This window comes from Streptomyces sp. NPDC104202, assembly GCF_055584185.1.
Map to the genome: position 1 here is coordinate 93,905 of NZ_JBVJMN010000004.1, position 25,417 is coordinate 119,321.

General features: G+C 74.3%; 24 protein-coding genes. 11 read left to right on the forward strand and 13 right to left on the reverse strand.

The window, feature by feature from the left end; genetic code table 11:
* Positions 1–47 precede the first annotated feature (47 nt).
* Both ACZ60W_RS04300 and ACZ60W_RS04305 read right to left on the reverse strand, forming a co-directional pair.
* On the reverse strand, positions 48–1,715 hold the full coding sequence (locus ACZ60W_RS04300; protein ID WP_469753828.1) for an amidohydrolase: 1,668 nt from the start codon (positions 1,713–1,715) through the stop codon (positions 48–50).
* A 54-nt stretch (positions 1,716–1,769) separates the two neighbouring features.
* Positions 1,770–3,176, reverse strand: coding sequence for a purine-cytosine permease family protein (locus ACZ60W_RS04305; RefSeq protein ID WP_469753829.1), 1,407 nt, complete (start codon positions 3,174–3,176; stop codon positions 1,770–1,772).
* A 224-nt stretch (positions 3,177–3,400) separates the two neighbouring features.
* Here ACZ60W_RS04305 and ACZ60W_RS04310 point away from each other — a divergent pair, with 224 nt between their 5' ends.
* Positions 3,401–4,045: a TetR/AcrR family transcriptional regulator gene (locus tag ACZ60W_RS04310; protein WP_469753830.1), complete on the forward strand. Its 645-nt coding sequence runs from the start codon at positions 3,401–3,403 to the stop codon at positions 4,043–4,045.
* 7 nt (positions 4,046–4,052) lie between these two features.
* Here ACZ60W_RS04310 and ACZ60W_RS04315 read toward each other — a convergent pair whose 3' ends face one another.
* From ACZ60W_RS04315 to ACZ60W_RS04325, 3 genes are all read right to left on the reverse strand, one after another.
* Positions 4,053–5,504, reverse strand: a complete 1,452-nt coding sequence (locus ACZ60W_RS04315; protein ID WP_469753831.1) for a dihydrolipoyl dehydrogenase family protein — start codon at positions 5,502–5,504, stop codon at positions 4,053–4,055.
* A gap of 111 nt (positions 5,505–5,615) precedes the next feature.
* Positions 5,616–7,268, reverse strand: a complete 1,653-nt coding sequence (locus ACZ60W_RS04320; RefSeq protein WP_469753832.1) for an alpha/beta fold hydrolase — start codon at positions 7,266–7,268, stop codon at positions 5,616–5,618.
* A 320-nt stretch (positions 7,269–7,588) separates the two neighbouring features.
* The gene (locus ACZ60W_RS04325) at positions 7,589–7,855 is read right to left on the reverse strand and encodes a hypothetical protein (RefSeq protein ID WP_469753833.1); all 267 of its coding nucleotides are present in this window, start codon (positions 7,853–7,855) and stop codon (positions 7,589–7,591) included.
* A 289-nt stretch (positions 7,856–8,144) separates the two neighbouring features.
* Between ACZ60W_RS04325 and trxA the strand changes: the two genes are divergently transcribed.
* On the forward strand, positions 8,145–8,507 hold the full coding sequence (gene trxA / locus ACZ60W_RS04330) for a thioredoxin (RefSeq protein WP_469753834.1): 363 nt from the start codon (positions 8,145–8,147) through the stop codon (positions 8,505–8,507).
* A 118-nt stretch (positions 8,508–8,625) separates the two neighbouring features.
* On the opposite strand, the gene ACZ60W_RS04335 is transcribed toward trxA, so the two are convergent.
* The 3 genes from ACZ60W_RS04335 to ACZ60W_RS04345 all read right to left on the reverse strand — a co-directional run bounded on the left by ACZ60W_RS04335 (position 8,626) and on the right by ACZ60W_RS04345 (position 11,360).
* Positions 8,626–9,813, reverse strand: coding sequence for a thiolase family protein (locus tag ACZ60W_RS04335; RefSeq protein WP_469753835.1), 1,188 nt, complete (start codon positions 9,811–9,813; stop codon positions 8,626–8,628).
* 153 nt (positions 9,814–9,966) lie between these two features.
* Positions 9,967–10,236 (reverse strand): hypothetical protein, encoded by a 270-nt coding sequence (locus ACZ60W_RS04340; protein ID WP_469753836.1) that lies wholly within the window; start codon positions 10,234–10,236, stop codon positions 9,967–9,969.
* 89 nt (positions 10,237–10,325) lie between these two features.
* Entirely contained in the window at positions 10,326–11,360 is a 1,035-nt protein-coding gene (locus tag ACZ60W_RS04345; protein ID WP_469753837.1) for a LacI family DNA-binding transcriptional regulator, read from the reverse strand.
* A gap of 155 nt (positions 11,361–11,515) precedes the next feature.
* Here ACZ60W_RS04345 and ACZ60W_RS04350 point away from each other — a divergent pair, with 155 nt between their 5' ends.
* The 4 genes from ACZ60W_RS04350 to ACZ60W_RS04365 all read left to right on the forward strand — a co-directional run bounded on the left by ACZ60W_RS04350 (position 11,516) and on the right by ACZ60W_RS04365 (position 15,311).
* On the forward strand, positions 11,516–12,790 hold the full coding sequence (locus tag ACZ60W_RS04350; protein WP_469753838.1) for an MFS transporter: 1,275 nt from the start codon (positions 11,516–11,518) through the stop codon (positions 12,788–12,790).
* A 42-nt stretch (positions 12,791–12,832) separates the two neighbouring features.
* Positions 12,833–13,540: an alpha/beta fold hydrolase gene (locus ACZ60W_RS04355; RefSeq protein WP_469753839.1), complete on the forward strand. Its 708-nt coding sequence runs from the start codon at positions 12,833–12,835 to the stop codon at positions 13,538–13,540.
* Between the two features lie 41 nt (positions 13,541–13,581).
* The gene (locus ACZ60W_RS04360; protein WP_469753931.1) at positions 13,582–13,785 is read left to right on the forward strand and encodes a hypothetical protein; all 204 of its coding nucleotides are present in this window, start codon (positions 13,582–13,584) and stop codon (positions 13,783–13,785) included.
* Positions 13,786–13,868: 83 nt separating this feature from the next.
* Entirely contained in the window at positions 13,869–15,311 is a 1,443-nt protein-coding gene (locus ACZ60W_RS04365) for an SPFH domain-containing protein (RefSeq protein ID WP_469753840.1), read from the forward strand.
* A 418-nt stretch (positions 15,312–15,729) separates the two neighbouring features.
* Here ACZ60W_RS04365 and ACZ60W_RS04370 read toward each other — a convergent pair whose 3' ends face one another.
* Positions 15,730–16,560 carry a TIGR02452 family protein gene (locus ACZ60W_RS04370; RefSeq protein ID WP_469753841.1) on the reverse strand — a complete coding sequence of 277 codons (831 nt, stop codon included), beginning with the start codon at positions 16,558–16,560 and terminating at the stop codon, positions 15,730–15,732.
* A 327-nt stretch (positions 16,561–16,887) separates the two neighbouring features.
* On the opposite strand from ACZ60W_RS04370, the gene egtA reads away from it, so the two are divergent.
* The 4 genes from egtA to egtD are packed head-to-tail and all read left to right on the forward strand — an operon-like array spanning position 16,888 to position 21,294.
* A complete protein-coding gene (egtA, locus tag ACZ60W_RS04375; RefSeq protein ID WP_469753842.1) occupies positions 16,888–18,147 on the forward strand; it encodes an ergothioneine biosynthesis glutamate--cysteine ligase EgtA in 1,260 nt (419 codons plus the stop codon).
* A complete protein-coding gene (egtB, locus tag ACZ60W_RS04380; protein ID WP_469753843.1) occupies positions 18,144–19,580 on the forward strand; it encodes an ergothioneine biosynthesis protein EgtB in 1,437 nt (478 codons plus the stop codon). Before egtA ends, egtB begins: the two co-directional genes overlap by 4 nt.
* Positions 19,580–20,332: an ergothioneine biosynthesis protein EgtC gene (egtC, locus tag ACZ60W_RS04385; protein WP_469753844.1), complete on the forward strand. Its 753-nt coding sequence runs from the start codon at positions 19,580–19,582 to the stop codon at positions 20,330–20,332. Before egtB ends, egtC begins: the two co-directional genes overlap by 1 nt.
* On the forward strand, positions 20,329–21,294 hold the full coding sequence (egtD, locus tag ACZ60W_RS04390) for an L-histidine N(alpha)-methyltransferase (RefSeq protein WP_469753845.1): 966 nt from the start codon (positions 20,329–20,331) through the stop codon (positions 21,292–21,294). The genes egtC and egtD overlap by 4 nt, the downstream gene beginning before the upstream one ends.
* On the opposite strand, the gene ACZ60W_RS04395 is transcribed toward egtD, so the two are convergent.
* The 3 genes from ACZ60W_RS04395 to ACZ60W_RS04405 form a co-directional block, all read right to left on the reverse strand.
* The gene (locus ACZ60W_RS04395) at positions 21,189–22,085 is read right to left on the reverse strand and encodes a lysophospholipid acyltransferase family protein (protein WP_469753846.1); all 897 of its coding nucleotides are present in this window, start codon (positions 22,083–22,085) and stop codon (positions 21,189–21,191) included. The two genes, egtD and ACZ60W_RS04395, sit on opposite strands and share 106 nt — an antisense overlap.
* The gene (locus ACZ60W_RS04400) at positions 22,082–22,879 is read right to left on the reverse strand and encodes a GNAT family N-acetyltransferase (protein WP_469753847.1); all 798 of its coding nucleotides are present in this window, start codon (positions 22,877–22,879) and stop codon (positions 22,082–22,084) included. Before ACZ60W_RS04400 ends, ACZ60W_RS04395 begins: the two co-directional genes overlap by 4 nt.
* 138 nt (positions 22,880–23,017) lie before the next feature.
* Positions 23,018–24,268 carry an extracellular solute-binding protein gene (locus tag ACZ60W_RS04405; RefSeq protein WP_469753848.1) on the reverse strand — a complete coding sequence of 417 codons (1,251 nt, stop codon included), beginning with the start codon at positions 24,266–24,268 and terminating at the stop codon, positions 23,018–23,020.
* Positions 24,269–24,547: 279 nt separating this feature from the next.
* On the opposite strand from ACZ60W_RS04405, the gene ACZ60W_RS04410 reads away from it, so the two are divergent.
* Positions 24,548–24,763, forward strand: a complete 216-nt coding sequence (locus ACZ60W_RS04410; RefSeq protein ID WP_469753849.1) for a dodecin — start codon at positions 24,548–24,550, stop codon at positions 24,761–24,763.
* A 138-nt stretch (positions 24,764–24,901) separates the two neighbouring features.
* Here ACZ60W_RS04410 and ACZ60W_RS04415 read toward each other — a convergent pair whose 3' ends face one another.
* Positions 24,902–25,390 (reverse strand): phosphatase domain-containing protein, encoded by a 489-nt coding sequence (locus ACZ60W_RS04415; RefSeq protein ID WP_469753850.1) that lies wholly within the window; start codon positions 25,388–25,390, stop codon positions 24,902–24,904.
* Positions 25,391–25,417: the final 27 nt, after the last annotated feature.

The following is a 25,417-nucleotide window of genomic DNA, read 5'->3' on the forward strand; positions in this document are numbered from 1 at the left end:
CCCGCACGCGCGCGTGCGGGGCCGTTCGCCTCCGGGTCGGGCCGCCGTCACTCGGACTCGTGGCGCTCCACCACCACCTCGCCGCCGACGACGACGGTCCGCGCGACGGTTCCGGGGATCTCGTCGGGGTCGATCCGGAGGATGTCGCGGGAGAGGACGACGAAGTCGGCGAGCTTGCCGACGGTCAGCGAACCGCGCTCGTGTTCGAGGAAGTTGGCGTACGCCGAGCCCCTCGTGTAGCCCTCGACGGCGGTGGTGACGTCGATCGTCTCGCCGGCAGTCCAGGCGTCCCCGCCGCCGGGCGGGCGGCGGGTGACGGCGGCGTGGATGCCGACCATGGGGTCCATCTCGGCGACGTTCCAGTCGCTGGAGAGGGCGAGGACCGCTCCCGCGGCGTGCAGGCTGCGCAGGGGCCATGCCTTGTGCCAGCGCTCGGGGCCGACGTTCTCCGCCCAGTCCTGGCCGGGTCCCGCGATGTCGGGGGCGGCGTGCCGGGGCTGCATGCAGGCGACGACGCCGAGTGCGGCGAAGCGCGGGGTGTCGGCCGGGTCCAGGCACTCGACGTGGACGATCTGGTGGCGGGCGTCGCGCGGTCCGTTGGCCGCGCGGGCGTGCTCGACGGCGTCGAGCACGGTGCGGATGCCCCGGTCGCCGGTGGCGTGGACGAAACACTGGAAGCCGCGCGCGTCGAGCCGGGTGAGCAGCCCGGCGAACTCCTCGGGCGGGTAGAACGTGTCGCCGCGGTGGTGGGAGCAGCCCGCGTAGGGCTCCAGGAGGGCGGCGGTGCGCGGTTCGACGACGTCGTCGATGTACAGCTTGAGGGGGCCGACGCGCAGCCGGTCGTCGGCGAACTCGCGTGCCGCCGCCTCGAAGTCGTCGAGGTCCGCGTCGGTGGTGCCGCGGGGGTGGAACAGCGCGGCGACGATCCGGGAGCGGAGCCGCCCCTCGGCGCGGGCGCGCCGGAAGAGCGCGAGGTCGTCGAGGGAGTTCTGGGGTTCGACGACGGTGGTGATGCCGAAGCCGATGGCGTCGTCGAGGCTCCGGGCGAGGCGGCCGTACTGGCGGTCCGGGGAGGCCCAGGGGAGGCCGAGGTCACGGAGGGCGCGGTGGCCGGCGCGCGAGAGTCCCTTGACGGCGAAGTCCTTGACGAATCCGGTGGGTTCGCCGGTCTCGGGGTCGGTGACGGCCCGGCCGAAGGGGAGGTCGGTGTGGTCGCGGTCGACGCCGAGCCGGCGCAGGGCGGCGGTGTTGAGCCAGGCCGTGTGGACGTCGTAGCTGAGGACCAGGGCGGGGGTGTCGCCGGTGGCGGGGTCGAGGTCGGCGGCGGTGGGCATCCGGCCGTCGGGGACGGCCGAGTAGTCGAAGGCCTCCGCCTCGATCCACTCGGCGTCGGGGTGGGCCGCGTGCCAGGTGCGGATGCGCGCGTGGATCGCGTCGAGGGTGCGGGCGCCGGCGAGCTGGACGCAGGCGTCGTCGGAGCCGAGGCGGACGTGGTTGTGGGCGTCGACGAAGCCGGGCAGGACGAGCCGTCCCCCGGCGTCGAGCACCCGGGTGCCGGGGCCGGCCCAGGCCGCGGCCTCGGCGTCGGAGCCGATCCAGACGATCCGGCCGGCGCGGACGGCGAGGGCCTGGGCCTCGGGGAGCGCCGGGTCGACGGTGTGGATCCGGGCGCCGGTGAGGAGGAGGTCGGCGGCGGGCGGGGTGGTGCCGTTCATGCGGGGTGACTCCGTGGGGTGCGTACGAGGGTGTCGGGGCGGGTTCGGGAGGGGTCAGGCGGCGAGCGGTGCGACGGTCCGCCGGGCGAGGAGCACGTAGACCAGGGCGGAGACGGCCGCGCCGAGCAGGGTGAGGTCGGCGCCGCCCAGCGGGGCGACGAGCGGGCCGGTCCAGAGCTCCGAGTCGCAGGTGAGGGCGGAGAAGAGGAGACCGGAGAGGAGGGCGAGGAGGCCGGCGGGGTGCCAGCCGGCGCGGTACCAGTAGGCGCCGCCGGGGCCGGTGTGCAGGCCGGTGGCGTCGTAGGTGCAGCGGCGGAGCACCATGTCGGCGAGGAAGACCCCGCCCCAGGGGGCGAAGACGATGATGAGGAGGGAGAGGAAGGAGAGCAGCGAGGTGGTGAAGTCGGTGAGGAAGAGGGCGCCGAGGGAGCCCGCGGCGGTGACGCCGGCGCTGATGACGATGGCGCGGGCGCGGGTCCAGGGGATGCCGAGGACCTGGAGGTTCAGGCTCGACGAGTAGAGCGTGATGATCGAGTTGGTGACGGACCCGCCGAGCACGAGGGCGAGGAAGAGGGGCTGGAACCAGCCGGGGAGCAGGCTCTCGGTCCCGGCGACGGCGTCGGTCATGTCCGTCTGGGTGGCGGCGGCCACGCCCGCGACGCCCAGGGCCACGGAGGAGAGGAAGCCGCCCAGGGCCCCGCTCCAGGTGACGGCCTTGAGGGTGGTCGTCCGGGGCAGGTAGCGGGTGTAGTCGGCGGGCATGGGGAGGTAGGAGAAGGGGCCCGCGAGCATGACGACGAAGGCGAGGCTCCAGCCGGAGGCGCCGGGCGCGGCGGCGGGGGCGGCGGTGTCGGTGCCGGGCAGGACGAGGACGAGGAGCGCGGCGAAGCCCACGGCGAGGACGTAGGCCATCCAGCGTTCGGCGAACTGGACGGTGGCGTGGCCCCAGAGGGCCACGGCGAAGGTCAGCGCGAGGGTGACGCCGAGGGCGAGCGCGCGGGCGGCGGGTCCGCCGTGCCAGCCGAGGTCGGCGAAGAACGCCTCCAGGGCGAGGGTGCCGACCACCGTGTTGACGATGGTGTAACCGATGCTGACGATCCAGTTGAGGAGTCCGGCGGGCCAGTTGCCCCGGATGCCGAAGGCGGCCCGGGAGATCACGAGGGTGGCGGTGCCGGTGCGCACGCCGCTGAGGCCCGCCGCGCCGATGACGGCGAAGGAGAGGCCGCCGATCACGACGACGGCGGTGGCCTGCCAGAAGGAGAGGCCGAAGGCGACGGCCAGGGCGCCGTTGATCACGTACGTGAAGGTGAGGTTCGAGCCGAACCAGAGCCAGAAGACGTCCTTGGCGCCGCCGTGGCGTTCGGCGTCGGGTATGGGGTCGATGCCGTGTTCCTCGACCTGGAAGACCTCGTCGGCCGCCGGACGGCCCGCGGTCACGGCCGCCGTCTCGTGTCCGAGCACATCGCACTCCTGTCGTCGGATCCTGTCCCGAGGATCTTGAACGTCGTTCTAAGTTTTAGAACGACGTTCAAGATGTGCGATGCGTTCGGCCCACGTCAAGACCCGGAGGCGATGCGGTTAGGGTCGGTCGGGCACCGATGGTGCACGGAGACACCCGACCGGGTGCACGGAGCGGGCGCGGCGGTACGCGGCGGCACAGGGATCGGCAGGACGGGGACGGCGCGGTGACAGGCGCGGCACGACGACGGGACGGACACGTCACCCAGGAGCGGATGCTGGAGGAGGCGATGACGGCGATCGCCGAGGACGGCCTCGCCTCGCTCACCATGTCCGCGCTCGCGGAGCGGCTCGGCACGAGCGGCGGCCACATCCTGTACTACTTCGGCAGCAAGGACCTGCTGCTGCTCGCCGCGCTCCGCTGGAGCGAGGCCGCGCTCGCCGAGGAGCGGCGGGCGCTGATGGCCCGCCGCCTCACCGCCGAGCGCAAGCTCGACCTGTTCCTGCGGCTCTACCTGCCGCGCGGCCCCCGCGATCCGCGCTGGACCCTGTGGATCGAGCTCTGGGCCCGCACCCCCGGCAACGGCGCCCTGCGCGAGGCCCAGGAGGAGCTGGACCAGGGCTGGCAACAGGACCTGGAGACGCTGCTCGCGGCGGGGGTCGCGCGCCGCCGCTTCGCGCCCCTCGACATCCCCGCCCGCACCTCCGAACTCCTGGCCCTGCTCGACGGGTTGAGCACCCGGGTCGTCCTGGGACAGGAGTCGCGCAGCGACCCGCGGCCCGCCCTGGAGGTGGCCCGCTCGGCGGCCCGGCTGCTGATCGCCCCGTACGGCCCCGAGGAGGCCGACACCCCCTCCGGGCAAGGGGGCTGACGACAGGTCAGCCCCGGTATGCCTCCAGGAGGCGCAGCCAGGCCTCGCTCAGCGTGGGGTAGGACGGAACGGCGTGCCAGAGGCGGGCGACGGGGACCTCGCCGGTGACCGCGATCGTCGCCGAGTGGAGCAGCTCGCCGATGCCCGGACCGACGAAGGACGCGCCGAGGAGCACCTCACGGTCGAGGTCGACGACGATCCGGGCGTGGCCCCGGTAGCCCTGGGCGTACAGACCGGCTCCGGCGACCTGCCGCATGTCGAGGTCGACCGCGCGGACCCGGTGCCCCGCGCGCTCCGCCTCGGCGAGGCTCAGGCCCACGGCCGCCGCCTCCGGGTCGCTGAAGACGACCTGCGGGACGGCCGAGTGGTCGGCGGTGGCGGCGTGCGTCCCCCAGCGGCCGGTGTCCAGCGGCGGGCTGCCCAGCGCGCGGGCGGCGATCGCGGCGCCGGCGATCCGGGCCTGGTACTTGCCCTGATGGGTCAGGAGCGCCCGGTGGTTGACGTCCCCGACGGCGTACAGCCAGTCGGTGCCGTCGACGAGGAGGGTGTCGTCGACGTCGAGCCAGGAGCCGGGCGCGAGGCCGACCTTCTCCAGTCCGATGTCGTCGGTGCGCGGTGCGCGGCCCGTCGCGAAGAGCACCTCGTCGCCCTCGACGTGGTCGCCGCCCTCCAGGACCACGGTGACCGGCCCCGTACCGCCGTCGCGCACCACGGCGGTGACGACGGCGCCGGTACGGATGTCCGCGCCGCGCGTGGCGAGGGCCTCGGCCACGTGCTCGCCGACGAAGGGCTCCATGCGCGGCAGCAGTCCGCCACCCCGGACGAGCATCGTCACCTCCGAGCCGAGGGCCTGCCAGGCGGTGGCCATCTCGACGCCCACCACTCCCCCGCCGACGACGACCAGCCGCCGGGGCACCCGGTCGGAGCTGGTCGCCTCGCGGCTGGTCCACGGGTGCGCGCCCGGCAGGCCGGGCAGCTCCGGGAGGACCGCGCGGGTCCCGGTGCAGACGGCGACCGCGTGCCGGGCGGTGAGCACGTGCCGCTCGCCCTCGGGGCCCGCGACCTCGACCCGGCGCGGCCCCGCGATCCGGCCGTGGCCCCGCAGGACCCGGACGCCGATGGAGTCCAGCCAGTCGACCTGGCCGTCGTCCTTCCAGTCGCCGACGACGTCGTCGCGGTGGGCGAAGACCTCCATGGCGTCCAGCGGTCCGTACACCGACTCGCGCAGGCCGGCCACCTTGCGGGCGTCCGAGCGGGCGATCGCCGGGCGCAGCAGCGCCTTGCTGGGCATGCAGGCCCAGTACGAGCACTCGCCGCCGATCAGTTCGCTCTCCACGATCGCCGCGCTGAGGCCGGCCGCCCTCACCCGGTCGACGACGTTCTCGCCGACCGGCCCGGCGCCCAGGACCACCACGTCGTACTCGTGTCCGTCTTCCACCGCGTCCACCGTTCGTGTCATGGGTCCCAGTCTGCGGGCACGAGCGGGGAACGGCACGGCCCGGTACGCCGGTGGCCGGACGGTTCCCGGTCTCCGGGGCAGGGGCCGCCCCGGAGACCGGTCACGGTGCCGTCAGAACCGGCCCTCCGCACCGGGGAGCCCCTGGGGAGCGGGCAGCGGGAGCCGCTGGGCGTGCCCGGCCGCGGGGGCGGGGGTGGTGCAGGTGGTGTCCCGGACCGGCAGCCGCCCCGTGACCAGGTAGGCGGTGGCGGTCGCGTCCGCGCAGGACTTCATGCCGTAGACGCCGTGGCCCTGGCCGCCCAGGACCGTCACCATCCGGGCGCCCTTCATGCTCCGGCGCAGGCCCTGGCCGCTGACCAGGGGCGTCTGGGAGTCCCACTCGTTCTGCAGGATGAGCGCGCCCACGGAGTTGTTCACCCGGGTGGCGGGCTCGGAGCCCTGGCCCCAGAACGCGCACGGCTTGATGTGCGACGCGAAGTCGCCGTACAGCGGGTACCTGGCCTTGTCGCGGATCGCGTCGCGGCGGTACTGCTCCGGGTCGCGGGGCCAGGCGCGGGTGTCCGCGCAGACCACGGACCAGAAGGCGGCGTCGCCGTTGTCCGCCGGGACGCCGCCGGCCGAGGCGCCGGTCGGGGCGGCGGGGCCGACGGGCGTGAACGACGGCGGCACGGGAGACGGCCGCTCACCGGTCCGGGGCGACGCCGGGGTGCGTCCCTCGGCGGCCTCCTTGACGCGGACGATCGCCTCCGCCGCGTACGCGACGTCGAAGAAGATCGCCCGGCCGGCCCGGATGTCGTCGCCGGTGAAGGCGGTCCCGTCGAGCACGATCGGCTCGCGGTCCGCGCGGGCGACCAGTGCCCAGAAGGTCGCGCGGACCTCGGCCGGGGTGCGGCCGAGTCCGTACGTCTCGTGGCGGGCCGCGGTCCACGTCGCCCAGCGCGCGAACGCCGGTTCCGCGCCCTCGGCCCACACCTGGATCATGCCGCGCCAGATCCGCTCCGGGTCGACCGCGCTGTCCAGGACGAACCGGTCGGCGCGCCGCGGGAACATCTGCGTGTAGACGGCGCCCAGGTACGTCCCGTAGGAGTACCCGAGGTACGAGATCTTCTTCTCGCCGAGCACGGCTCGGACGACGTCCAGGTCGCGGGCGGTGTTGCGGGTGGTGAGGTGCGGCAGCACGGCTCCGTTCCCCGCCCGGCACTTGGCCGCCACGGTCTGCGCCCACCGGACGTCCTTGGCGAACGTCGCCGCCTTGTAGGGGCGTTGCCATTCCCGCTCGTCGTCGTTCAGGCCGCAGCCGACCGGGGAACTGCGCCCCACGCCCCGCGGGTCGAAGCCGATGAGGTCGTACCGCTTCTTCACGTCGTCCGGCAGCTCCGGCGCCATCCAGACCGGCATGTCCAGACCCGATCCGCCCGGGCCGCCGGGGTTGAGCAGCAGCACGCCGCGCCGGTCACGGGCGCTGGTCGCCTTCGTCCGGGACACCGCGACGGAGAGGGTCCTGCCGCCGGGGCGGGCGTAGTCGAGCGGCACCTCGACCGTCGCGCACTGGAGCTCGGCGGGCGTCTCGGCGCCGCACCGGGTCCAGCGCGGCTTCTGCCGCGTGAACCGCTGCAGGGGGTCGGCCGCCGCGGCGCCGGTCCCGGCGGCCGTGACGGTACGGGTCGGGGGTCCGGCCGCGGCGGCCGCGGCGGGCGTCAGCCCGGGAAGGAGCGTCGCGAGGGTGCCGATGGCCACGACGGGTGCAATTCGCATGCTTCGCACAGTCAGTCAGGTCCTCGTGGGAGGTGGACGTTCGAACTCAACCACCTTGTCGTAAAAGACAGTTCGCCGAATCCTCCCTCAGGGGGGCACGCCGTCCGACCGCAGGACGATCGTCCCCCGGCCACGACGGTGGAGTTCCGGCCGACGGGCACCCCCGGGCGCCCCCGCCCGACCGGGGGCGGAGCCGCCGGGAACGGGCGGCGCGGTACCGCCCGATGGAGGATCGGGCGGTACCGCGCCGGTCACTGATCGAGGGCGGGGGTGCTGCGCGGGCGCGCGCGGCGACGGACGTCACCTCACCGCCCGCCCCCGCCCCGCGATCAGGGCTTGTTCAGGTCGTTGCGGACGTGCTTGTAGAGGCTGTCGGTGACGGGCCGCACGACGTCGTCGGCCAGCTGCTTGCCGAGCCGCTCGGCCGCGGGCTGGATGAACTTGCTGTCGGGGTGGTCCTTCTGGTGCTGGTAGAGGGCGACCGTGTTCGCGGCAGCGAGGGTGGCCCGGCCCTGGGGCGTGTTCTTGCTCCAGTCGTAGATGCTGTGGACGACCTTGGCGATCACTCCGGCTGCGGCGAGCAGGGGAAACGGCATGGTTTGCCTTCCTTTCCTCGGAGAGTTCATGCCACTCCAGGCAGCCCTCAACCCCTGAGGGGGCCCCGGAATTTACCCTGATGAGGTGACTCATCCCCTCCGCTTCGAGGGACCGCTGACGACCGGCGCCCCACCGCCCTCGCCCGTTCGCGGGCCAGGTCCGCCGTGTGACCCGGCTCCGGGTCCGGCCGGGCGGGGGCGGAATAGGCCGGGCCGTTTCGCCGTTGTGCCGGGCGAGTCCCCAGGGGACCGTGAGGACACCGCCAGGAGACCCCGAAAGGTAGGAAGCATGAGCACCGTAGAGCTCACCAAGGACAACTTCGACGAGGTCGTCAGCGGGAACGAGTTCGTCCTGATCGACTTCTGGGCTTCCTGGTGCGGTCCCTGCCGTCAGTTCGCCCCGGTCTTCGAGGCGGCCTCCGAGCGTCACGAGGACCTGGTCTTCGCGAAGGTGGACACCGAGGCGCAGCAGGAGCTGGCGGCCGCCTTCGAGATCCGCTCGATCCCGACGCTGATGATCGTCCGCGACAACGTGGCGGTCTTCGCGCAGCCGGGCGCACTGCCGGAGGCGGCGCTGGAGGACGTCATCGGCCAGGCGCGGAAGCTGGACATGGACGAGGTCCGCAAGTCCATCGAGGCCCAGCAGAAGTGACGCGCGCCGCGCGGGGACGCGCGGGCGGGTGCCCCTGAGGGGCCGAAAGGGGTACGGGAGCCGGAGCGGCTCCCGTACCCCTTTCGTGTCGGCGGTCGCGGGGCCCGGGGGTGCCGGGTCAGCGCTCCAGGACGAGCGCGAGGCCCTGGCCGACGCCGATGCAGAGGGCGGCGAGGCCGGTGCCGGAGCCGGCCGCGGCCAGCTGGTGGGCGACGGAGCCGGCGAGCCGGGCCCCGGAGGCGCCGAGCGGATGGCCGAGGGCGACGGCGCCGCCGCGCGGGTTGACGATCTCGGGATCGAGTTCCGGCCATTCGGCGAGGCAGCCCAGCGCCTGGGCGGCGAAGGCCTCGTTCAGCTCGAAGACGCCCAGGTCGGAGAAGGAGCGTCCGGACTTCTCCAGGGCGCGCCGGACCGCCGCGACCGGGCCGAGGCCGAAGAGCTGGGGCTCGATGCCGGTGACGGCGGAGGCGCGGACGCGGGCGAGGGGCTCCCGGCCGGTCTCGCGCAGTCCTTCCTCGTCGACGAGGAGCAGGGCCGCGGCGCCGTCGTTGAGGGGCGAGGAGTTGCCCGCGGTGACGGTGCCGCCCTCGGGGCGGAACGACGGCTTCAGCCGGCCGAGCGCCTCCATGGAGGTGTTGTCGCGGACGCACTCGTCGCGGGCGAGGTCCACGCCGGGGTAGCCCACGACCTCGCCGTCGTAGAGGCCCTTCCCCCACGCGTCGGCGGCCTTGCGGTGGCTCGCGAGGGCGAAGGCGTCCTGCTGCTCGCGGGTGAGGCCGTGCTTGTCGGCGATCAGCTCGGCGCCCTCGCCGAGCCCGACCGTCCACTCGGCGGGCATCCGCGGGTTGGTCATGCGCCAGCCGAGGGTCGTGGAGTGGAGCTGCTGATGGCCGGCGGGGAAGGCCCGCTCCGGCTTCTGCAGGACCCAGGGGGCGCGGGACATCGACTCGACGCCGCCGGCGATCGCCACCGAGGCGTCGCCGAGGGCGACGGCGCGGGCCGCCTGGATCACGGCCTCCAGGCCGGAGCCGCAGAGCCGGTTGACGGTGACGCCGGGGACCGAGACGGGGAGTCCGGCGAGCAGCACGGCCATCCGGGCCACGTCGCGGTTGTCCTCGCCGGCGCCGTTGGCGTCGCCGAAGTAGACGTCGTCGACGCGCGCCGGGTCGAGCGCGGGGGTGCGCTCGACGAGGGCCTTCACCACGTGGGCGGCGAGGTCGTCGGGGCGCGTCCCGGCGAGGGCTCCGCCGAACTTCCCGATCGGGGTGCGGACGGCGTCGACGATGTAGACGTCGCGGATGCTCATCGGTTCTCTCCCACGTGGCCTGCGTGACCTTCGGAACGACTCTGTTCGCCTGGTGAAATATCTTTCGCCAGCATGCGCGCGCAGAGTCTGCGTCCGGGAACCCGCCCTGTCAACGGGCGGCTTCCGGACGTCCGGCGGGGAGGGCGCGGCACGTCAGCCGCGGTCGACGGGCCGGGCGAGCGCCGTCAGGCCGTAGTCGAGCTCGCGGCCGTCGACGAGGAGGGCCTCGACGGTGCGCGTCTCGGGGTCGATGTCGGCCCGCAGGCCGTGGCCCTCGTAGATGGGGTAGCCCGACTCGCCGTGGCGTCCGGTGGCCTCGACGACGGCCGAGCGGACGGCGCTGTCCCGGACGGAGGCGCCGCCGCGGTCCTCCACGTGCTCGGCCACCAGCAGGATCTCGAAACGCTTCGGAACTGTGCTCATGCACCGACGCTAAGCGCTGGGCGGCACTCCCGCCGGGCGACGCCGGGCCGTGCCGGGCGGGGCACCCGGCACGGTGCCGCGGCAGGCGGTCAGCTGGACTCGCGCCGGACGACCCGGGAGTCGAGCAGGGAGCGGGCGACCGCCGGGGCCTCCGGGTCCCGCACGGCGCGGTCGACGAGCTCGGCCAGCTCGCGGCCGAGGACCATGTCGATCGAGACGGTGCTGAGGCGGGGGCGCAGCAGCCGGCCGAGGAGGAGGTCGTCGGCACCGACCACGGCGGTCTCGCCGGGCACGGAGATCCCCTCGTCCTGGAGGGCCCGCATGAGGAGCATCGCGTACTCGTCGTTGTAGGCGAAGACGCCGTCGAGGCCCTCCTCGCGCCAGCGGGCGGCGAGCGCCCGGGCGGACTCCTCGTCGTACCGGAGCGGGAGGGGGACGACGGCGGCGCCGGTGCCCTCGGCGGCGCGGCGCGCGCCGTCGAGGCGGGGTCCGGAGAACATGCCGAGGCCCGGCTCCTCGGGGACGACGACGCCGATCCGGCGGCGGCCGGTCTCCACCAGGTGGGCGGCGGCCACCTCGCCGACCCGGCCCTGGTCCATGACGAGGGCGTGGGTGCCCTCGACCCGCTGGGTGCCGAGGGTGATGACGGCCCGGGCCCCGGACCGCTTGAGGATCTCGACGCCGTGGGCGGAGAGCTCGGCCTCGCCGAGCGAGACCACGGCGACCGGCCGCAGCTCGGCCCAGGCGCGGGCGGCCTCCTCGGCACGGAGGCCGACGCTGCCGTACTGCACGACGGTGTAGTCGAGGCGCCGCAGGGCCCACTGGAAGTCGTTGAAGAACTGGCTGTAGAGCGGTCCGACCGGGACGTGGGCGGTCGGCAGGAGGACCATCCGGCTGTGGCCGGCGCGCAGGCTGCGGGCGGCGGCGTGGGGGACGTACCCCAGCTCCTCGGCCGCCTCGCGGACGCGGCGGCGGGTGGGCTCGCTGATGCGGACGGCCGCGGTGTTGTTCAGGACGTACGACACGGTGGCCCGGGAGACGCCGGCCAGGCGCGCGACGTCGGCGCTGGTGGGGACCGTGCGCCCGGCGGGGCGGTCGGGGGACTGTTCGATTGGCTGGCTCATCGCTTCGGCATCTTTCCAGAACAATCCGGCACAGGGTCTGGCGGATGGCCGGAAGTGGGTGCTACACAGTGCTCACACGTGTCACTGACACGTGTAACTGTACCGTTCGATCCGTTCCTCGCCCCCTCGTCGGGCGATCTCCCCAGGAGGGCACCGTGGCCCTTTCCTCCCCCGGCACCGGCTCCGGCACCGCTTCGCCCGGCCCCGCCGGCGACCCGGCCGGCACCCCCGCCGCCACCCGGCCGACCCGCGGCCTGCTGCCTCTGCTCCTCGCCGGCAACACCGCGATGTACGCGCTCTACATCGGCGTCCCCGGCATGCTCCTCGCGCTCCAGATCGAGTCCATCGACCCGGCGGACAAGGTGGCGAACTTCGGTCTCGTCTCCGGCATATCCGCGATCTTCGCCACCGTCTTCAACCCGGTCGCCGGTGCCCTCTCGGACCGCTCGGGCCGGCGCAACCCGTGGATCCTGGCCGGCGGCCTCCTGGCCGTGCCCGTGATGCTGCTGCTCGGCAGCGTCGACACGATCCTGCTGGTCACCCTCGTCTGGTGTCTGGGTCAGGCGGTCATGAACGTCTACCAGGCGGCCCTCACCTCCGTGGTGCCCGACCGGGTGCCCCTGGCCGCGCGCGGCAAGGCGTCGGCGGCCGTCGGGCTCGGCCTGCCCGTCGGCTCGACCATCGGCGCCCTCGTCGGCGCGGCCTTCTCGGAGCACTACCGCACCGGCTACCTGGTCTTCGGCGTGATCGTCGCCGCCACCGCCGTGCTCTTCACGGCCTGCGCCCGCGAGGAGCGGATGCCCCCGAAGGCCGCCCTGCCCGTCAGGGAGCAGATCGCCGCCTTCGGCAGCGCGCTCAAGGACCACGACTTCCGGTGGGCGTTCATCGGCCGGGCGCTGCTGGTCCTCGGCTACTTCGCGGTGGCCGGTTTCCAGCTGTACATCCTGAAGGACCACATCGACCTGCCGGCCGGGCTCACCGCAGAGGAGGCGGTGGCGATCCTCATGCCGCTGAACTCGGTCGCCATGGTGGTGTCCACGGTCGTCGGCGGCTGGCTCTCGGACCGCCACGACCGCCGGAAGCTCTTCGTCGGCGCGTCCGCCGCGCTCGCCGCCGTCGCCCTCCTCATCCCGGCCCTCTCCACGAGCTGGACCGCCATGCTCGCCTTCTCCGTCGTCAACGGCCTGGGCTTCGGCTGCTACATGGCCGTCGACACCGCGCTGGTGACGATGGTGCTGCCCAAGGCCGAGGACGCCGCCCGCGACATGGGCGTGCTCAACGTCGCCAACGCGGGACCGCAGATCATCGCCCCGTTCGTGGCCTCCCTCGTCGTGTCGCTCAGTGGCGGATACACGGCGCTCTTCCTGATCGCGGCCGTACTGTCGGTGCTCGGCGCGCTGGCCGTGCGCCCCATCCGCGGCGTCCGCTGACCCCGGTCGGCGGCCACCCGAGCACGACGGAGAGGCGGCACCGTGCGCCTGCACACCACCACCTGGGGATCCGGCGACCGGATCGCCCTGCTCGTCCACGGCCTCATGGCCGACCACCGCACCTGGCGGCGGGTCGGACCGGCGCTCGCGGAGCGCGGCTACCGGGCGGTCGCGGTGGACCTGCGGGGGCACGGGGCCAGCGGCCGGCCCGCCGGGCCGGAGCGGTACCGGCCGGACGACCACGCCGACGACCTGGTCGAGAACCTGCCGCCGGGCGCCGAGCTGGCCGTCGGCCACTCCCTCGGCGCCCTCGTCCTGGCCCGGGCGGTGGAACGGCTGAAGCCGGCCCGCGCGGTCTACTCCGACCCCGCCTGGCACCTCGGGGCCGGCCCCGCCGGATACCGGGCCGGCCTCTTCGTCCGGGGCAAGTCCCTGACCAGGGAGCAGATCAAGGGGTTCAACCCGCACTGGCCGGACGAGGACGTCGACGTCGAGATGGCGTCCGTACGCGCCTGGGACGAGCGGACGGCGTACGCGCTGGAGGAGTTCAGGGGCGCCGACCTGTGGCCGGCCGGGGCCGTCGTGCCCTCCCTCGTCACCCTCGCCGACCCGAGTTCGCTGGTGCCGCCCGGCGCGGCCCGGATGCTGACGGAGCGCGGCTTCGTCGTCCGTACCGTGGCCGGGGCGGGCCACACCGTCCACCGGGACGACTTCGACGGGTTCATGTCCGCGCTGGACGACTGGATCTGACGTACCGTTCAGGCATGGACGACGCGTCGATGGACTCCGCGATGGTGGGACTGCTCGGCCGGGTGACCGGCACCGTCGGCCCCGGCCTCGTCGGCGAGGTGATCGTCCGGATCCGCGGCGGCGCCGAGCACTTCCTCGCCTACGCGGCCTCGCCGAAGGAGCGGATCGAGACCGGAACGGTGGTGATGGTCATGGAACATCTCCCTCCACGCACCGTCTATGTCACAGCCGCGTACGACAGTTGACCGAACCGTTGAGAGGGCGCCCGTCACGGGCGCACACTCCCTTCACCGGGTCCGCTCGGCTCCGGTGAAGGGGGACCTTGCCCATGGGCATCGGCATTCTGGCGGGCGTCGTCGTCGGCGCCTTCGTCGTCGTCATCACCGTGTTCAAGATGATGTGGCGCGTCGCGGAACCCAACGAGGCGCTGATCATCTCCGGTTCCAACCACAAGAACGAGGGTCTCGGCGCGGGCATGGGGTTCCGCATCGTCACCGGCCGCGGCACCCTCGTCCTGCCCGGCGTGCAGGCGGTGCGCAAGCTCTCGCTGGACCTCAACGAGACGCAGCTGTCCGTCGAGTGCGTCACCCACCAGGGCATTCCGCTCAAGGTGCGGGGCGTGGTGATCTTCAAGGTCGGTGACGACTTCGTGTCGATCGCCAACGCCGCCCGCCGCTTCCTCGACCAGCAGAAGCTGATGTCGGAGCGGGTGCACATCGTCTTCGCCGGTCATCTGCGCGCCATCGTCGGCGGGTTGACCGTGGAGGACATGATCCGTGACCGGGAGAAGCTGACCGGGCAGGCCCGCTCGGCCTGTGGCACGGAGATGGAGAAGCTCGGCCTGATCGTCGACTCGCTGCAGATCCACGAGATCGAGGACCCGACCGGGTACATCAAGAACCTCGCCGCGCCGCACGCCGCCGCCGTCCAGCGGGACGCGCGGATCGCGCAGGCCGAGGCCAACCGGCGGGCGACCGAGGCGGAGCAGCAGGCCGCGGCGCGCATGTCGGAGGCCACCCGGGACAGCGAGATCCTCCAGGCGGGCTACCAGGCCGAGCGGGACCAGGCGTCCGCCCGGGCCCGGCAGGCCGGTCCGCTGGCCGAGGCGGCCTCCCGGCAGGAGGTCGTCGTGCAGGAGACCCGGGTCGCGGAGCTGGAGGGACACCGCAAGGAGCAGCAGCTCCAGGCGGAGGTCCGCAAGCCGGCGGACGCGACGGCGTACGAGACCCGGACGCTGGCCGCGGCCGAGCGCGACGCCCGCATCTCGGCGGCCGAGGCCGAGGCGAAGGAGACCGAGCTGGCGAGCGCGGCCAAGGCGACGGCCACGCGTCTCACGGGTGAGGCCGAGGCCGCGGCCCAGCACGCCCGGGGTCTGGCGGTCGCCGAGGCGACGCGCGCGAAGGGTCTGGCCGAGGCCGAGGCGATCAAGGCCCGCGCGGCGGCCCTCGCGGAGAACCAGGAGGCCGTGGTCGCGCAGCAACTGGCGGAGAAGTGGCCGGAGATCGTCTCCGCCGGGGCCTCCGCCTTCGGGAACGTCGACCAGATGGTGCTGCTCAACGGTGCCGACGGCATGGCCGACGTGTTCGCCAAGGCGCTCACGATGGGCGGCACCGGGCTCGGTCTCGCCCGGCAGCTGCTCGCCACGATGAATCCGGCCGCGCAGGACCGGCTGGGCGGGACGAACGTGCCCGCTCAGCCCGCCCCGGTGCCGGTCCCGTCCACGGCGCGGGCGGAGGGGAGCGTGGAGATCACGGTCGGCGACGACGCGTAGCCGCCACCGGTCGCGGAGTGACGGACGGGGCCCGGCGCCTTCTCGGCGCCGGGCCCCGTCCTCGTACCCCCGTCGGCTCCCCTGCCCCGCTCACTGACCCCGGGCCGATGCGTGCCGGGTCGGCTCCCGCCGGGTGGCCGGCCTCAGTTGTGGCCGAACTTCCGTTCCTTGCGATGGGACGCGTGCTCCACGAGGGGCATCGAGGTCTCTCTCGCGGGCGCCGGCGTCTGTTCCTTCGCGGCGGCCTCGGTGCGGTGCTCATGACCGCCGGTTCGGGCTCCCCGGTTGGTCCGGGTCTGTTTCTTGCCCACGATCGTGCCTCCCGTGAGGAGTCTCGGACGGTGAAGGTCCGTGTCTCCCCAGCGTGGCACGGGGGTGCGCGGGGCGCATGCCGGGCGCCGGACGGCCGTCGTCCGCGTCAGGCGCCGCCGCCCAGGACGCGGGTGAACGCGGCGAGGGTCCGGGCGCCGGAGGAGCGGTCGAGCACGGCGAAGACGATCTCCTCGAAGTGGCCGGCGAACCGTCCGTCCCCGGTGAGCAGCGTCTTGAAGGCGCCGGCCACCTCGGCGGGGTCGTTCATGAAGACGCCACAGCCCCAGGCGCCGAGGACGAGCCGCCGGTAGCCGGCCGCGGCGGCCGTCTCCAGGACCCGTTCGGCGCGGGAGGCCAGGGCGGCGGGCAGCAGATGGGCCCGGTCGGGGGCGGTGCGGCGGACGACGCCCGCGTTGGGCGCGGGCGAGGTGAGGAAGCCGACCGTGAAGGGCACGGCGAGCAGGCCGCCGCGGTCGTCGCGGAAGACGGGCACGCGGGGCGAGTGGATGACACGGTCGGTGTAGAAGGCGTCGCGCTCGGCGCGGTGGTGCGCGTAGTAGTCGGGGGCGCGGAGCAGGGTGGCGTGGAGGGCGGAGGAGCGGCAGAGGGCCTCCTCCTGGGCCTGGGCCCCGTTGAGGTAGCCCCCGCCGGGGTTGCGGGCGGAGGCGAAGTTGAGGACGGCCACCGGGCGGGAGGGGTCGGCCGCGGTCATCCGGCGGGCGGCCGCCAGGCTGCTCTCGCCGGTGACGTCGAGGACGGGCGTGCGGTCGGTGTCGGGGGTGACGGCGAGGGGCCCGGGGCCGTGCAGGCGCGTTCCGGACAGGGCCGCGGCCAGGTCGTCGGCCAGGGAGACGGTGCGTCCGCCCGGGGCCTGGTAGCGGCCCGCGGCCACGATCTCCTCGGTCTGCCGCGCGATCGCGCGCAGTCGTGCGCTCATGCGGCCAGGGTGATCTTTTCGGCGGTGCGGGGGCAACGGGTTTTCGTGTGACCAGGCGGCGGGACCCGGAGGGGGACGTGGCGGCCGGACCCGGAAGAAGACGTGGCGGCGGAGGCCGGAGGGGGACGTGGCGGCCGGGGCCCGGACGGCGAAGGGTGCCGGTCCCGCGGCCCGGCGGGCGCGGCGTGAGGGGTGAGGTTTCGGACGAGCGGGGGCATGGGGGGAGCGTGCGGGGCGCTTGAGGCGCTCTTGCATGCCGGTCGGAGGTGGCTTTAGGTGGAAGCAGCGACTTCCCGGGGCCCTGCCCCACGACCAGGAGGTGCACGGATGGCGTCGAGCGGCATACCGCGCGGCGGGCCGCCCCTCACCGAGGGCGAGGCCGAGGACCTGCTGCGATGTATCTGCTTCAAGACCGGCCCGCCCCGCACGGTGGGGGCGGAGCTGGAGTGGCTGGTGCACGACCTGCGCGACCCGAGGACACCCGTACGGCCGCCGAGGCTCGCGGCGGCGGTCGACACCGTGCGGTCGCTGCCCCTGGTGTCGGCCCTCACCTTCGAACCCGGCGGGCAGCTGGAGCTCAGCTCGCGCCCGGCCGGCTCCCTCATGGAGTGCCTCGACTCCCTCGCCGCGGACCTGCGGGCGGTGCGGGGCGCGCTCGGCCCCCTCGGCCTCACGCTCAGCGGCTACGGGGTGGACCCGTGGCACGCGCCCCGCGAGCGGGTCCTCCACGAGCCGCGGTACGACGCCATGGAGACCGCGCTCGGCCGCACCGGGCCGGCCGGCCGGGCGATGATGTGCGACTCGGCTTCGGTGCAGATCTGTCTCGACGCCGGGGTGGAGGAGGCGGGGCCGCTCGGCTACCGCAGGCGCTGGCGGATGGCCCATCTGCTGGGCGCGGTGCTGGTGGCGGCGTTCGCCAACTCCGCGGTGCACGGCGGCCGGCGGACCGGCTGGCGCTCGACGCGGCAGGCGTTCTGGACGGACCTCGACCCCCTGCGGGCGCTGGCCCCGTCGCCGGACGGGGAGCCGCGTGCCGAATGGGCGGCCCACGTGCTCGACACCCCGGTGCTGTGCGTGCGGGCCGACGAGGGCCCGTGGGCCGTGCCGGAGGGCCTGTCCTTCCGGGAGTGGCTGCACACGGGCCTTCCGCGCCGGGCCGACGCCGACGACCTGCGCTACCACATGACGACGCTCTTCCCGCCGGTCCGGCCCCGCGGTCATCTGGAGCTGCGGATGGTCGACGCGCAGTCGGGCCCCGACGGCTGGATGGTGCCGGTGGCCGTGACGACGGCCGTGTTCGAGGACCTGGAGGCGGCGGAGACCGTGTACCGGGCGCTGGAACCCCTCGGCGAGCGGGAGGGCACGGGCCCCGCCCCGCGCAATCCGCTGTGGCTGGCGGCGGCCCGTGACGGCCTCACCGATCCCGGACTGCACGCCGCCGCCCGGACGGTGTTCGACGCCGCGCTCGACGCGCTCCCCCGCCTCGGGGCAAGCGAGGAGGTCCGGCGCGCGGTCGGCGCCTTCCGCGAACGGTACGTGATCCCCGGGAGCTGCCCGGCCGACGAGCTCCAGGCGGTGACGTCATGACCGAGGGAACCCGCGGTGCGACCGGGCCGGAGACGGACTTCGGGACGGGGACCGGGAGCGCCCGGGGCACCGGACGGACGACGGACGGCGGTCCTGGAGCCGGGAACGGTGCCGGTGCCGTCGCCACCCCCGGTCCGGAGGCGCTGCGCACCCGCGCCCTGGAGGCGCTCACCGTCGCCCGTGCGCGGACGGCGCTGCTCACCTCCTGTGTGGAGGACGGCGAGCTGACCGCCCAGCACTCCCCTCTGATGTCGCCGCTGGTCTGGGACCTGGCGCACATCGGCAACCAGGAGGAGCAGTGGCTGTGGCGGGCGGTGGCCGGACGGGACGCGCTGCGGCCGGAGATCGACTCGCTGTACGACGCGTTCGAGCATCCGCGGGCGAGCCGTCCGTCCCTCCCGCTGCTGCCGCCCGGGGAGGCCCGCGCCTACGCGGCGGACGTGCGGACGCGGGTCCTCGACGTGCTGGCGAGCGCGCCGATGGAGGGGCGGCCTCTGCTCGACGCCGGCTTCGCCTTCGGGATGATCGCGCAGCACGAACAGCAGCACGACGAGACCATGTTGATCACCCATCAGCTCCGCACGGGCCCGGCGGCGCTGACCGCTCCCCCGCCACCGGTCCACCGGTCCGGTCCGCTGCCCGCGGAAGTGCTGGTGCCGGGCGGGCCGTTCACGATGGGCACCTCGGACGAGCCGTGGGCGCTCGACAACGAGCGGCCGGCCCACCCCCGCCTGGTGCCGCCGTTCTATGTCGACACCACGCCCGTCACCAACGGCGCCTACCTGGCGTTCATGGCCGACGGGGGCTACACCGACCGCCGCTGGTGGCATCCGGAGGGGTGGGCGCAGATCCGGGAGCACTCCATCGGGGCGCCGCTGTTCTGGCGCCGGGAGGGCGCCGGGTGGACACGCCGCCGGTTCGGCGTGACGGAACCGGTGCCCGAGGACGAGCCGGTGCTGCACGTCAGCTGGTACGAGGCGGACGCCTACGCGCGGTGGGCGGGCCGGCGGCTGCCGACGGAGGCCGAGTGGGAGAAGGCCGCCCGGTACGACCCGGTGTCCGGGCGTTCGCGGCGCTACCCCTGGGGTGACGACGAGCCGGGTCCGGAGCACGCCAACCTCGCCCAGCGGCACCTGCGGCCGGCACCTGCGGGCAGCTACCCCGCGGGCGCCTCGCCGCTCGGCATACGGCAGCTGATCGGCGACGTGTGGGAGTGGACGGCGAGCGACTTCCTCCCGTACCCGGGGTTCTCGGCCTTTCCGTACAAGGAGTACTCGGAGGTGTTCTTCGGCCCGGAGCACAAGGTGCTTCGGGGCGGGTCGTTCGCGGTGGACCCGGTCGCCTGCCGGGGCACGTTCCGCAACTGGGACCTGCCGGTCCGGCGCCAGATCTTCTCCGGCTTCCGCACGGCGCGCAGCGCGGAGCTCGACTGATGTGCCGTCACATCGCCTTCCTGGGCGAGCCGGTGGCCCTCGGCGAGCTGCTCGTCCGGCCGGAGCACGCCCTGCTGCGGCAGTCCTGGGAGCCCCGTACGCAGTCCAGCGGGGTGGTGAACGCCGACGGCTTCGGCGTGGGCTGGTACGCCGAGGGCGATCCGCTGCCCGCGCGGTACCGGCGGGCGGCGCCCATCTGGGGCGACCTGTCGTTCGCCGACCTCGCCCGGGTGGTGCGCTCCGGCGCGCTGCTCGCCGCGGTCCGGGGCGCCACCCTGCCCGGCGCCGACGGGGAGGCGGCCGCGGCGCCGTTCACCGCGGGCCCCTGGCTGTTCAGCCACAACGGCGCGGTCACCGGCTGGCCGGGCTCCCTGGCTCCGGCGGCCGCCGCGCTGTCGGCCGAGGAGCTGCTGTCGCTGGAGGCCCGGAGCGACTCGGCCCTGCTGTGGGCGCTGGTGCAGCACCGGCTGCGGGCCGGGGACGCGCCAGGCCGGGCGCTCGCCGACACCGTGCGCGAGACCGCGGCGGCCGCGCCCGGCTCGCGGCTGAACCTGCTGCTGACCGACGGCGTCACCATCGCCGCGACCGCCTGGGAGAACGGCCTCTGGTACCTGAGGGGTCCCGACCGGGTGGTGGTGGCCTCGGAACCGTACGACGACGATCCCCGCTGGCGGGAGGTGCCCGGGCACACGCTCGTGACCGCCACCCGCGCAGACGTCACCCTCACCCCGCTCAAGGAGCCCTCCGCGTGAGCCCGTACCAGCTGACCCGCACCCTCGCCCCCGACGCCGCCGGCGCCGACCTGCGCGCCGACGTCCTGCAGGGGCTGACGCGCATCCCCAAGGAACTGCCGCCGAAGTGGTTCTACGACGCCCGGGGCAGCGAGCTGTTCGAGGAGATCACCCGGCTGCCCGAGTACTACCCGACCCGGGCGGAGCGGGAGATCCTGGCGGAACGGGCGCCGGAGATCGCCGCGGCCACGGGGGCCAGGACCCTGGTGGAGCTGGGCTCCGGATCCTCGGAGAAGACCCGCTTCCTCATCGACGCGCTGCTGCCGGGGCTCGACAGCTACGTGCCCGTGGACGTCAGCGAGTCCGCGCTGACCGGGGCGGCCGAGGCCCTGCTCGCCGACCGCCCGGAACTGCGGGTGCACGCGCTGGTCGCCGACTTCACCCGGGGGCTCGGGCTCCCGGGGACGCCGGGGCCCCGTCTGGTGGCCTTCCTCGGCGGCACGATCGGGAACCTGCTCCCGGCCGAGCGCCGGACGTTCCTGCGGTCGGTACGGGCGATGCTCTCCCCCGGGGACGCGCTGCTGCTCGGCACCGACCTGGTGAAGGACGAGGCGACCCTCGTCGCCGCCTACGACGACGCGGCCGGGGTGACGGCGGCGTTCAACAAGAACGTGCTGTCCGTCATCGACCGGGAGCTGGGCGCGGACGCCGACCCCGGCGCCTTCGACCACGTGGCGGTGTGGGACGACGCGCACGAGTGGATCGAGATGCGCCTGCGCGCCCGCCGCGCGCTCACCGTGAAGATCCCGGAGCTGGACCTCGTGGTGCCGTTCGCGGCGGGCGAGGAGATGCGGACGGAGGTGTCCGCCAAGTTCCGTCAGGCGGGTGTCCGGGCGGAGCTGGCGGAGGCGGGCCTCGACCTGGACCACTGGTGGACGGACGGCGCCGGACGGTTCGCGCTGTCGCTCGCGACGGCCCGCTGAGCGGCGGCGGCGAGCGATCTGCGGTCCGGGTGCCGGGCGGCGGGTATCCGCTCCGGGAGCCGGACCTCGGCGGTGAGGCGGCGGGTGGTGACGACCCGCCACAGGGAGGTGCCGAGGGGATCGTCGCCGACGTAGGCGGCGGCCGCGGTGGGCCGGTAGTCGATCCGTACGGGCTGGACGTCCGCCCCTCCGTCGAGCGCGGCCTGGAAGGCCGCCGGGCGGAACCGGCCGCCGGCCCGGCCGCACCAGGTCGAACCCTCGGGGAAGACGACGACCCGGCCGCCGGCCGCGAGGACGCCGGTCATCTCGCGTACGGCTCCGGGCAGGGCGCGCAGTCCGTCCCGGTCGAGGAAGAGCGTGCCGCCGAGCGCGGCGAGCACGCCGAGGACCGGCCAGCTGCGCACCTCCGCCTTGGCGACCATCCGGCCGGGCAGGACGGCCGCCACGAGGGGGATGTCCAGCCAGGAGACGTGGTTGGCGACGACCAGGAGCGGTCCGGCGGCCGGGCCCGGGGGCGTGCCCGCGTAGCGGACGCGCACCCCGAAGGCGCGGACCACGGTCCGCACCCAGCGGCGCACGAGGGCGGTCCGGACGGCGGCGGGGAGCAGCGCGGCGACCGGGGCGAGCAGCACGCCGACGAGGACGGTGCCGGTCCCGGCGGTCAGCCGGAGCACGGCGCGTGCGGTCCGGGCCGCCCGGTCACGGCCGCCGGCGTGCGGGTGGGCGGCGCACCGGCCCGGGGTGCAGGGTGCCGTGGGGAGCCACGGCGAGGGTGCCGTGGACCCGTTCACCGCGCCGGGACGAGCGACAGGAAGTGGGCGAGGTAGCGGGGGTTCGTGCGGCGCAGCGAGAGCAGCACGTAGAGGTCGGCCACGCCGAAGTCGGGGTCGTGGGCGGGGGCGCCGCAGACCCAGGCGCCCAGCCTGAGGTAGCCGCGCAGGAGCGGGGGCAGTTCGGTGCGGCCCTCGGGACGGGTGATTCCCTCGGGGCTCCAGAGCTTGTGCGGGGTGACCCAGTACTCCTCGGGGGCGAGGTGCTTGGCCTTGACGGTGTCCCAGGTGGCGGCGGCGAGGGTGCCGCCGTCGGCGAGGGGGAGGGAGCAGCAGCCGGCCAGCCAGTTGTGGCCGGTGGCGGTCATGTAGCGGGCGAGCCCGGCCCAGATGAGGGCGATGACGGCGCCGTTGCGGTGGGCGGGGTGGACGCAGGAGCGGCCGACCTCCACGAGGTCGTGCCGGACGGGCGCGAGCCGGGCGAGGTCGAACTCGGACTCGGAGTAGAGGCGGCCGGCGACGGCGGCACGGTCGGGCGGCAGGATGCGGTAGGTGCCGACGACCTCGCCGGTGGTCTCCTCGCGGACCAGGAGGTGGTCGCAGTACGCGTCGAAGGCGTCGGAGTCGAGGCCGGGCTCGGGTCCCTCGATCCGGGCGCCCAGTTCGCCGACGAAGACCAGGTGGCGCAGGCGCTGGGCGGCCCGCACCTCCTCCTGGTCGCGGGCGAGACCGACGACGTACCGGGGGGCGGGCTGCTGCTCCGCGCGGACCCGGGGCTGTGCGGGGACGGCGAGCGTGGGCGTCGGTGCGGTCATGACGGGCTCCTCCGGCGGACGGAAGGGGAAGGGGCGGGCCGGGGCCGCTCGCGCGGTGGCCCGGCTCCCTACTTCTTCCGTGACCGGCTGGATTCGAGTTGACCGTCCGGGGACTCGTGGGTGTGGACCCGCTGAATGCTATTCGGCGAGGGTGTCCGTGATGGCCGCCGATGCCTGCTCGGCCGCCTTCAGGGGGTCCTCGCCGGTCAGGACGGCCGTCATGTACGGCTTGATGGGGTTGTCGCCCTCGACGCTGGCCCACTGCGGGGAGTTGGGGGTGGCGCGGCCGCGGGCGGCGGCCTCGGCCATGACGGCGGTGGCGGCCTGGCCGGAGACGACGCCGGCGAGGCTCTTCTTGTTGGGGACGTATCCCATGGCGCGGGCGAGTTCGGTCTGCCACTTCTCGCCGGCGAGGGCCTTGACGACGTCGATGGCCGCGGTCCGCTCGGGCGCGTTCTCCGGGATGATGAGGTCGGAGCCGCCGGTGAAGACGGCGCAGGGCTGGCCGGCCTTGGCGCCGGGTATCGGGAAGTAGCCGAGCTTGTCCTTCAGCGCCGGGTTGGCCTTGAGGATGGCGGCGACGGCGCTGGGGGTGGCGATGAGCTGGGCCACGTCGCCCCTGGCGAACACGTCGGCTTGCGGCGGGTTCTGTTCGTCGGCGTTCTTGGGGCCGGCGCCGAGGGCCTGGAGCTGCTTGTAGTAGGCCATGCCGCGCCGGGCGGCCGGGGAGGCGAGGGCTCCGCTCCACTCGCCGCCCTTGTCGACGGCGAGCTCGCCGCCCTCGTCCCAGATGAATCCGGCGAGGGTGTACCAGTCCTGACCGGCGAGGTAGATGCCCTGGTTGCCGTCGGTGTTGAGCTTCTCGGTGTCGGCGAGCCATTCGGCGCGGGTGGCCGGCGGCTTGTCGATGCCGGCGTCCTGGAAGAGGTCCTTGTTGTAGATGACGATGCGGTTGGCGGCGTACCAGGGGATGCCGTACTGGGATCCGCCGATGCTGCCGGGCTGGGCGAGGCCGGGGAGCCAGTCCTCGCTGCCGAGGTCGCGGACGGACTCCAGGGTGAGGTCGAAGAGCTTCTCGGTGTCGGCGTACTGGGCGACCTGGGTGTTGCCGACCTCGATGACGTCGGGGCCGCCGGAGCCCTTGATGGCCTCGGTGACCTTCTTCCCGATGCCGGTCCAGTCCTGGATGGTGACCTTGAGTTCGACGTTGTCGTGCTCGTCCTCGTAGGTCTCCGTGAAGCGCTTGAGGAAGTCCTCGCTGACGCTGTCCCGCATCAGCCAGATGTTGACGGTCTTCGTCTGGCCGCCTCCGCCCGGCAGCATCCCGCACCCGGCGAGGGCGAGCGCGGTGGCGGCTGCCAGGGGGCAGGCGAGAGGGCGGTTCTTCACGTGGGTCACCTTCTGCGGTTCAGCACAGGGGCGTGCGGCATGGGGGGCTGACCCGACATGGGGGGACCGAACGGGGTGTTCGCGCGGGTATGTGGCCTGGATTCTGGTCTGGACCAACCGGATGGTCAAGTCCTTGACGATCCCGTTCCGCCCCGCGGACGGACGGTCTGCCCCCTTACCGCCGGTAGCTCCCGGGAGACCGCCCGGCCCCCGTCGTGTCGCGCGCCGCCACGCGCTGGGGCACCGTGGAGGGAACGTACCGAGAGGAGTTCGGCCCCCATGTCGAATCACACCTACCGCGTCACCGAGATCGTCGGCACCTCCACCGAGGGCGTCGACGAGGCCATCCGCAACGGCATCAAGCGCGCCTCCCAGAAGCTGCGCGGCCTCGACTGGTTCGAGGTCACCCAGGTACGCGGGCACATCGTCGACGGCTCCGTCGAGCACTACCAGGTCGGCCTGAAGGTCGGTTTCCGCCTGGAGGACGAGAACTGACCCGCCGGGCCCGGGCCGGCAGTCATCCGGCCCCCGGGCCGCGGGTCACGTGCCGGGGACACCGGGCCGCGTGGGGGCCGCCGGCGGGAACCGGGCGCCCGCGCGCGCCGACCGCCGGCGGGGCGCCGGGGCCGCCGGTCAGGTGCGGCCCTCCTTCTCCTGGGCCTCCCTCAGCGCGTCGGAGGGCTCGGCCCAGAGGGCGCGCACGACCCGGAAGCCGGCGGCCTCGGCCGCGTCGCAGACGGCCGCGTCGTCGTCGACCAGCATCCTGACCGTACGGTCGGCGGCCAGCCGGCGCAGGACCTCCACCTTGGTGACCCGGGCGGGCCGGAAGTCGCGGTTGCGACGCATGTGGACCGGCCCCTCCGGGAGCCCCTGCGCGGCCAGCCACTCCGCGGTCGCCCCGCGGCAGCGCTCGGGCCGCCCGGTGAGGTACACGACCTCGCACTCGCCGGCCGCCTCGAGGCAGAGCGCGATCCCCTCGTCCAGCGGCGGGTCGTCGGGCGCCGCCGCGAAGAACCCCTCCCAGTCCTTGGGCCTGCGCTCCAGGAAGTGCTGGCGGTGCGCGGTCGCGGCGAGCGTGTTGTCCAGGTCGAAGACGGCCAGCGGCCGGTGGTCCGAGATCACGGTCCCCAGCCTAGGAGCCGCCCGGCG

Coding starts and splice junctions, on each gene's coding strand:
- egtA (WP_469753842.1), top strand. CDS start 16,888: ATGGCGTCGAGCGGCATACCGCGCGGCGGGCCGCCCCTCACCGAGGGC.
- egtB (WP_469753843.1), top strand. CDS start 18,144: ATGACCGAGGGAACCCGCGGTGCGACCGGGCCGGAGACGGACTTCGGG.
- ACZ60W_RS04345 (WP_469753837.1), bottom strand. CDS start 11,360: ATGAGCCAGCCAATCGAACAGTCCCCCGACCGCCCCGCCGGGCGCACG.
- ACZ60W_RS04300 (WP_469753828.1), bottom strand. CDS start 1,715: ATGAACGGCACCACCCCGCCCGCCGCCGACCTCCTCCTCACCGGCGCC.
- ACZ60W_RS04370 (WP_469753841.1), bottom strand. CDS start 16,560: ATGAGCGCACGACTGCGCGCGATCGCGCGGCAGACCGAGGAGATCGTG.
- trxA (WP_469753834.1), top strand. CDS start 8,145: ATGAGCACCGTAGAGCTCACCAAGGACAACTTCGACGAGGTCGTCAGC.
- ACZ60W_RS04335 (WP_469753835.1), bottom strand. CDS start 9,813: ATGAGCATCCGCGACGTCTACATCGTCGACGCCGTCCGCACCCCGATC.
- egtC (WP_469753844.1), top strand. CDS start 19,580: ATGTGCCGTCACATCGCCTTCCTGGGCGAGCCGGTGGCCCTCGGCGAG.
- ACZ60W_RS04410 (WP_469753849.1), top strand. CDS start 24,548: ATGTCGAATCACACCTACCGCGTCACCGAGATCGTCGGCACCTCCACC.
- ACZ60W_RS04365 (WP_469753840.1), top strand. CDS start 13,869: ATGGGCATCGGCATTCTGGCGGGCGTCGTCGTCGGCGCCTTCGTCGTC.
- ACZ60W_RS04340 (WP_469753836.1), bottom strand. CDS start 10,236: ATGAGCACAGTTCCGAAGCGTTTCGAGATCCTGCTGGTGGCCGAGCAC.
- ACZ60W_RS04315 (WP_469753831.1), bottom strand. CDS start 5,504: ATGACACGAACGGTGGACGCGGTGGAAGACGGACACGAGTACGACGTG.
- ACZ60W_RS04325 (WP_469753833.1), bottom strand. CDS start 7,855: ATGCCGTTTCCCCTGCTCGCCGCAGCCGGAGTGATCGCCAAGGTCGTC.
- ACZ60W_RS04400 (WP_469753847.1), bottom strand. CDS start 22,879: ATGACCGCACCGACGCCCACGCTCGCCGTCCCCGCACAGCCCCGGGTC.
- ACZ60W_RS04360 (WP_469753931.1), top strand. CDS start 13,582: ATGGTGGGACTGCTCGGCCGGGTGACCGGCACCGTCGGCCCCGGCCTC.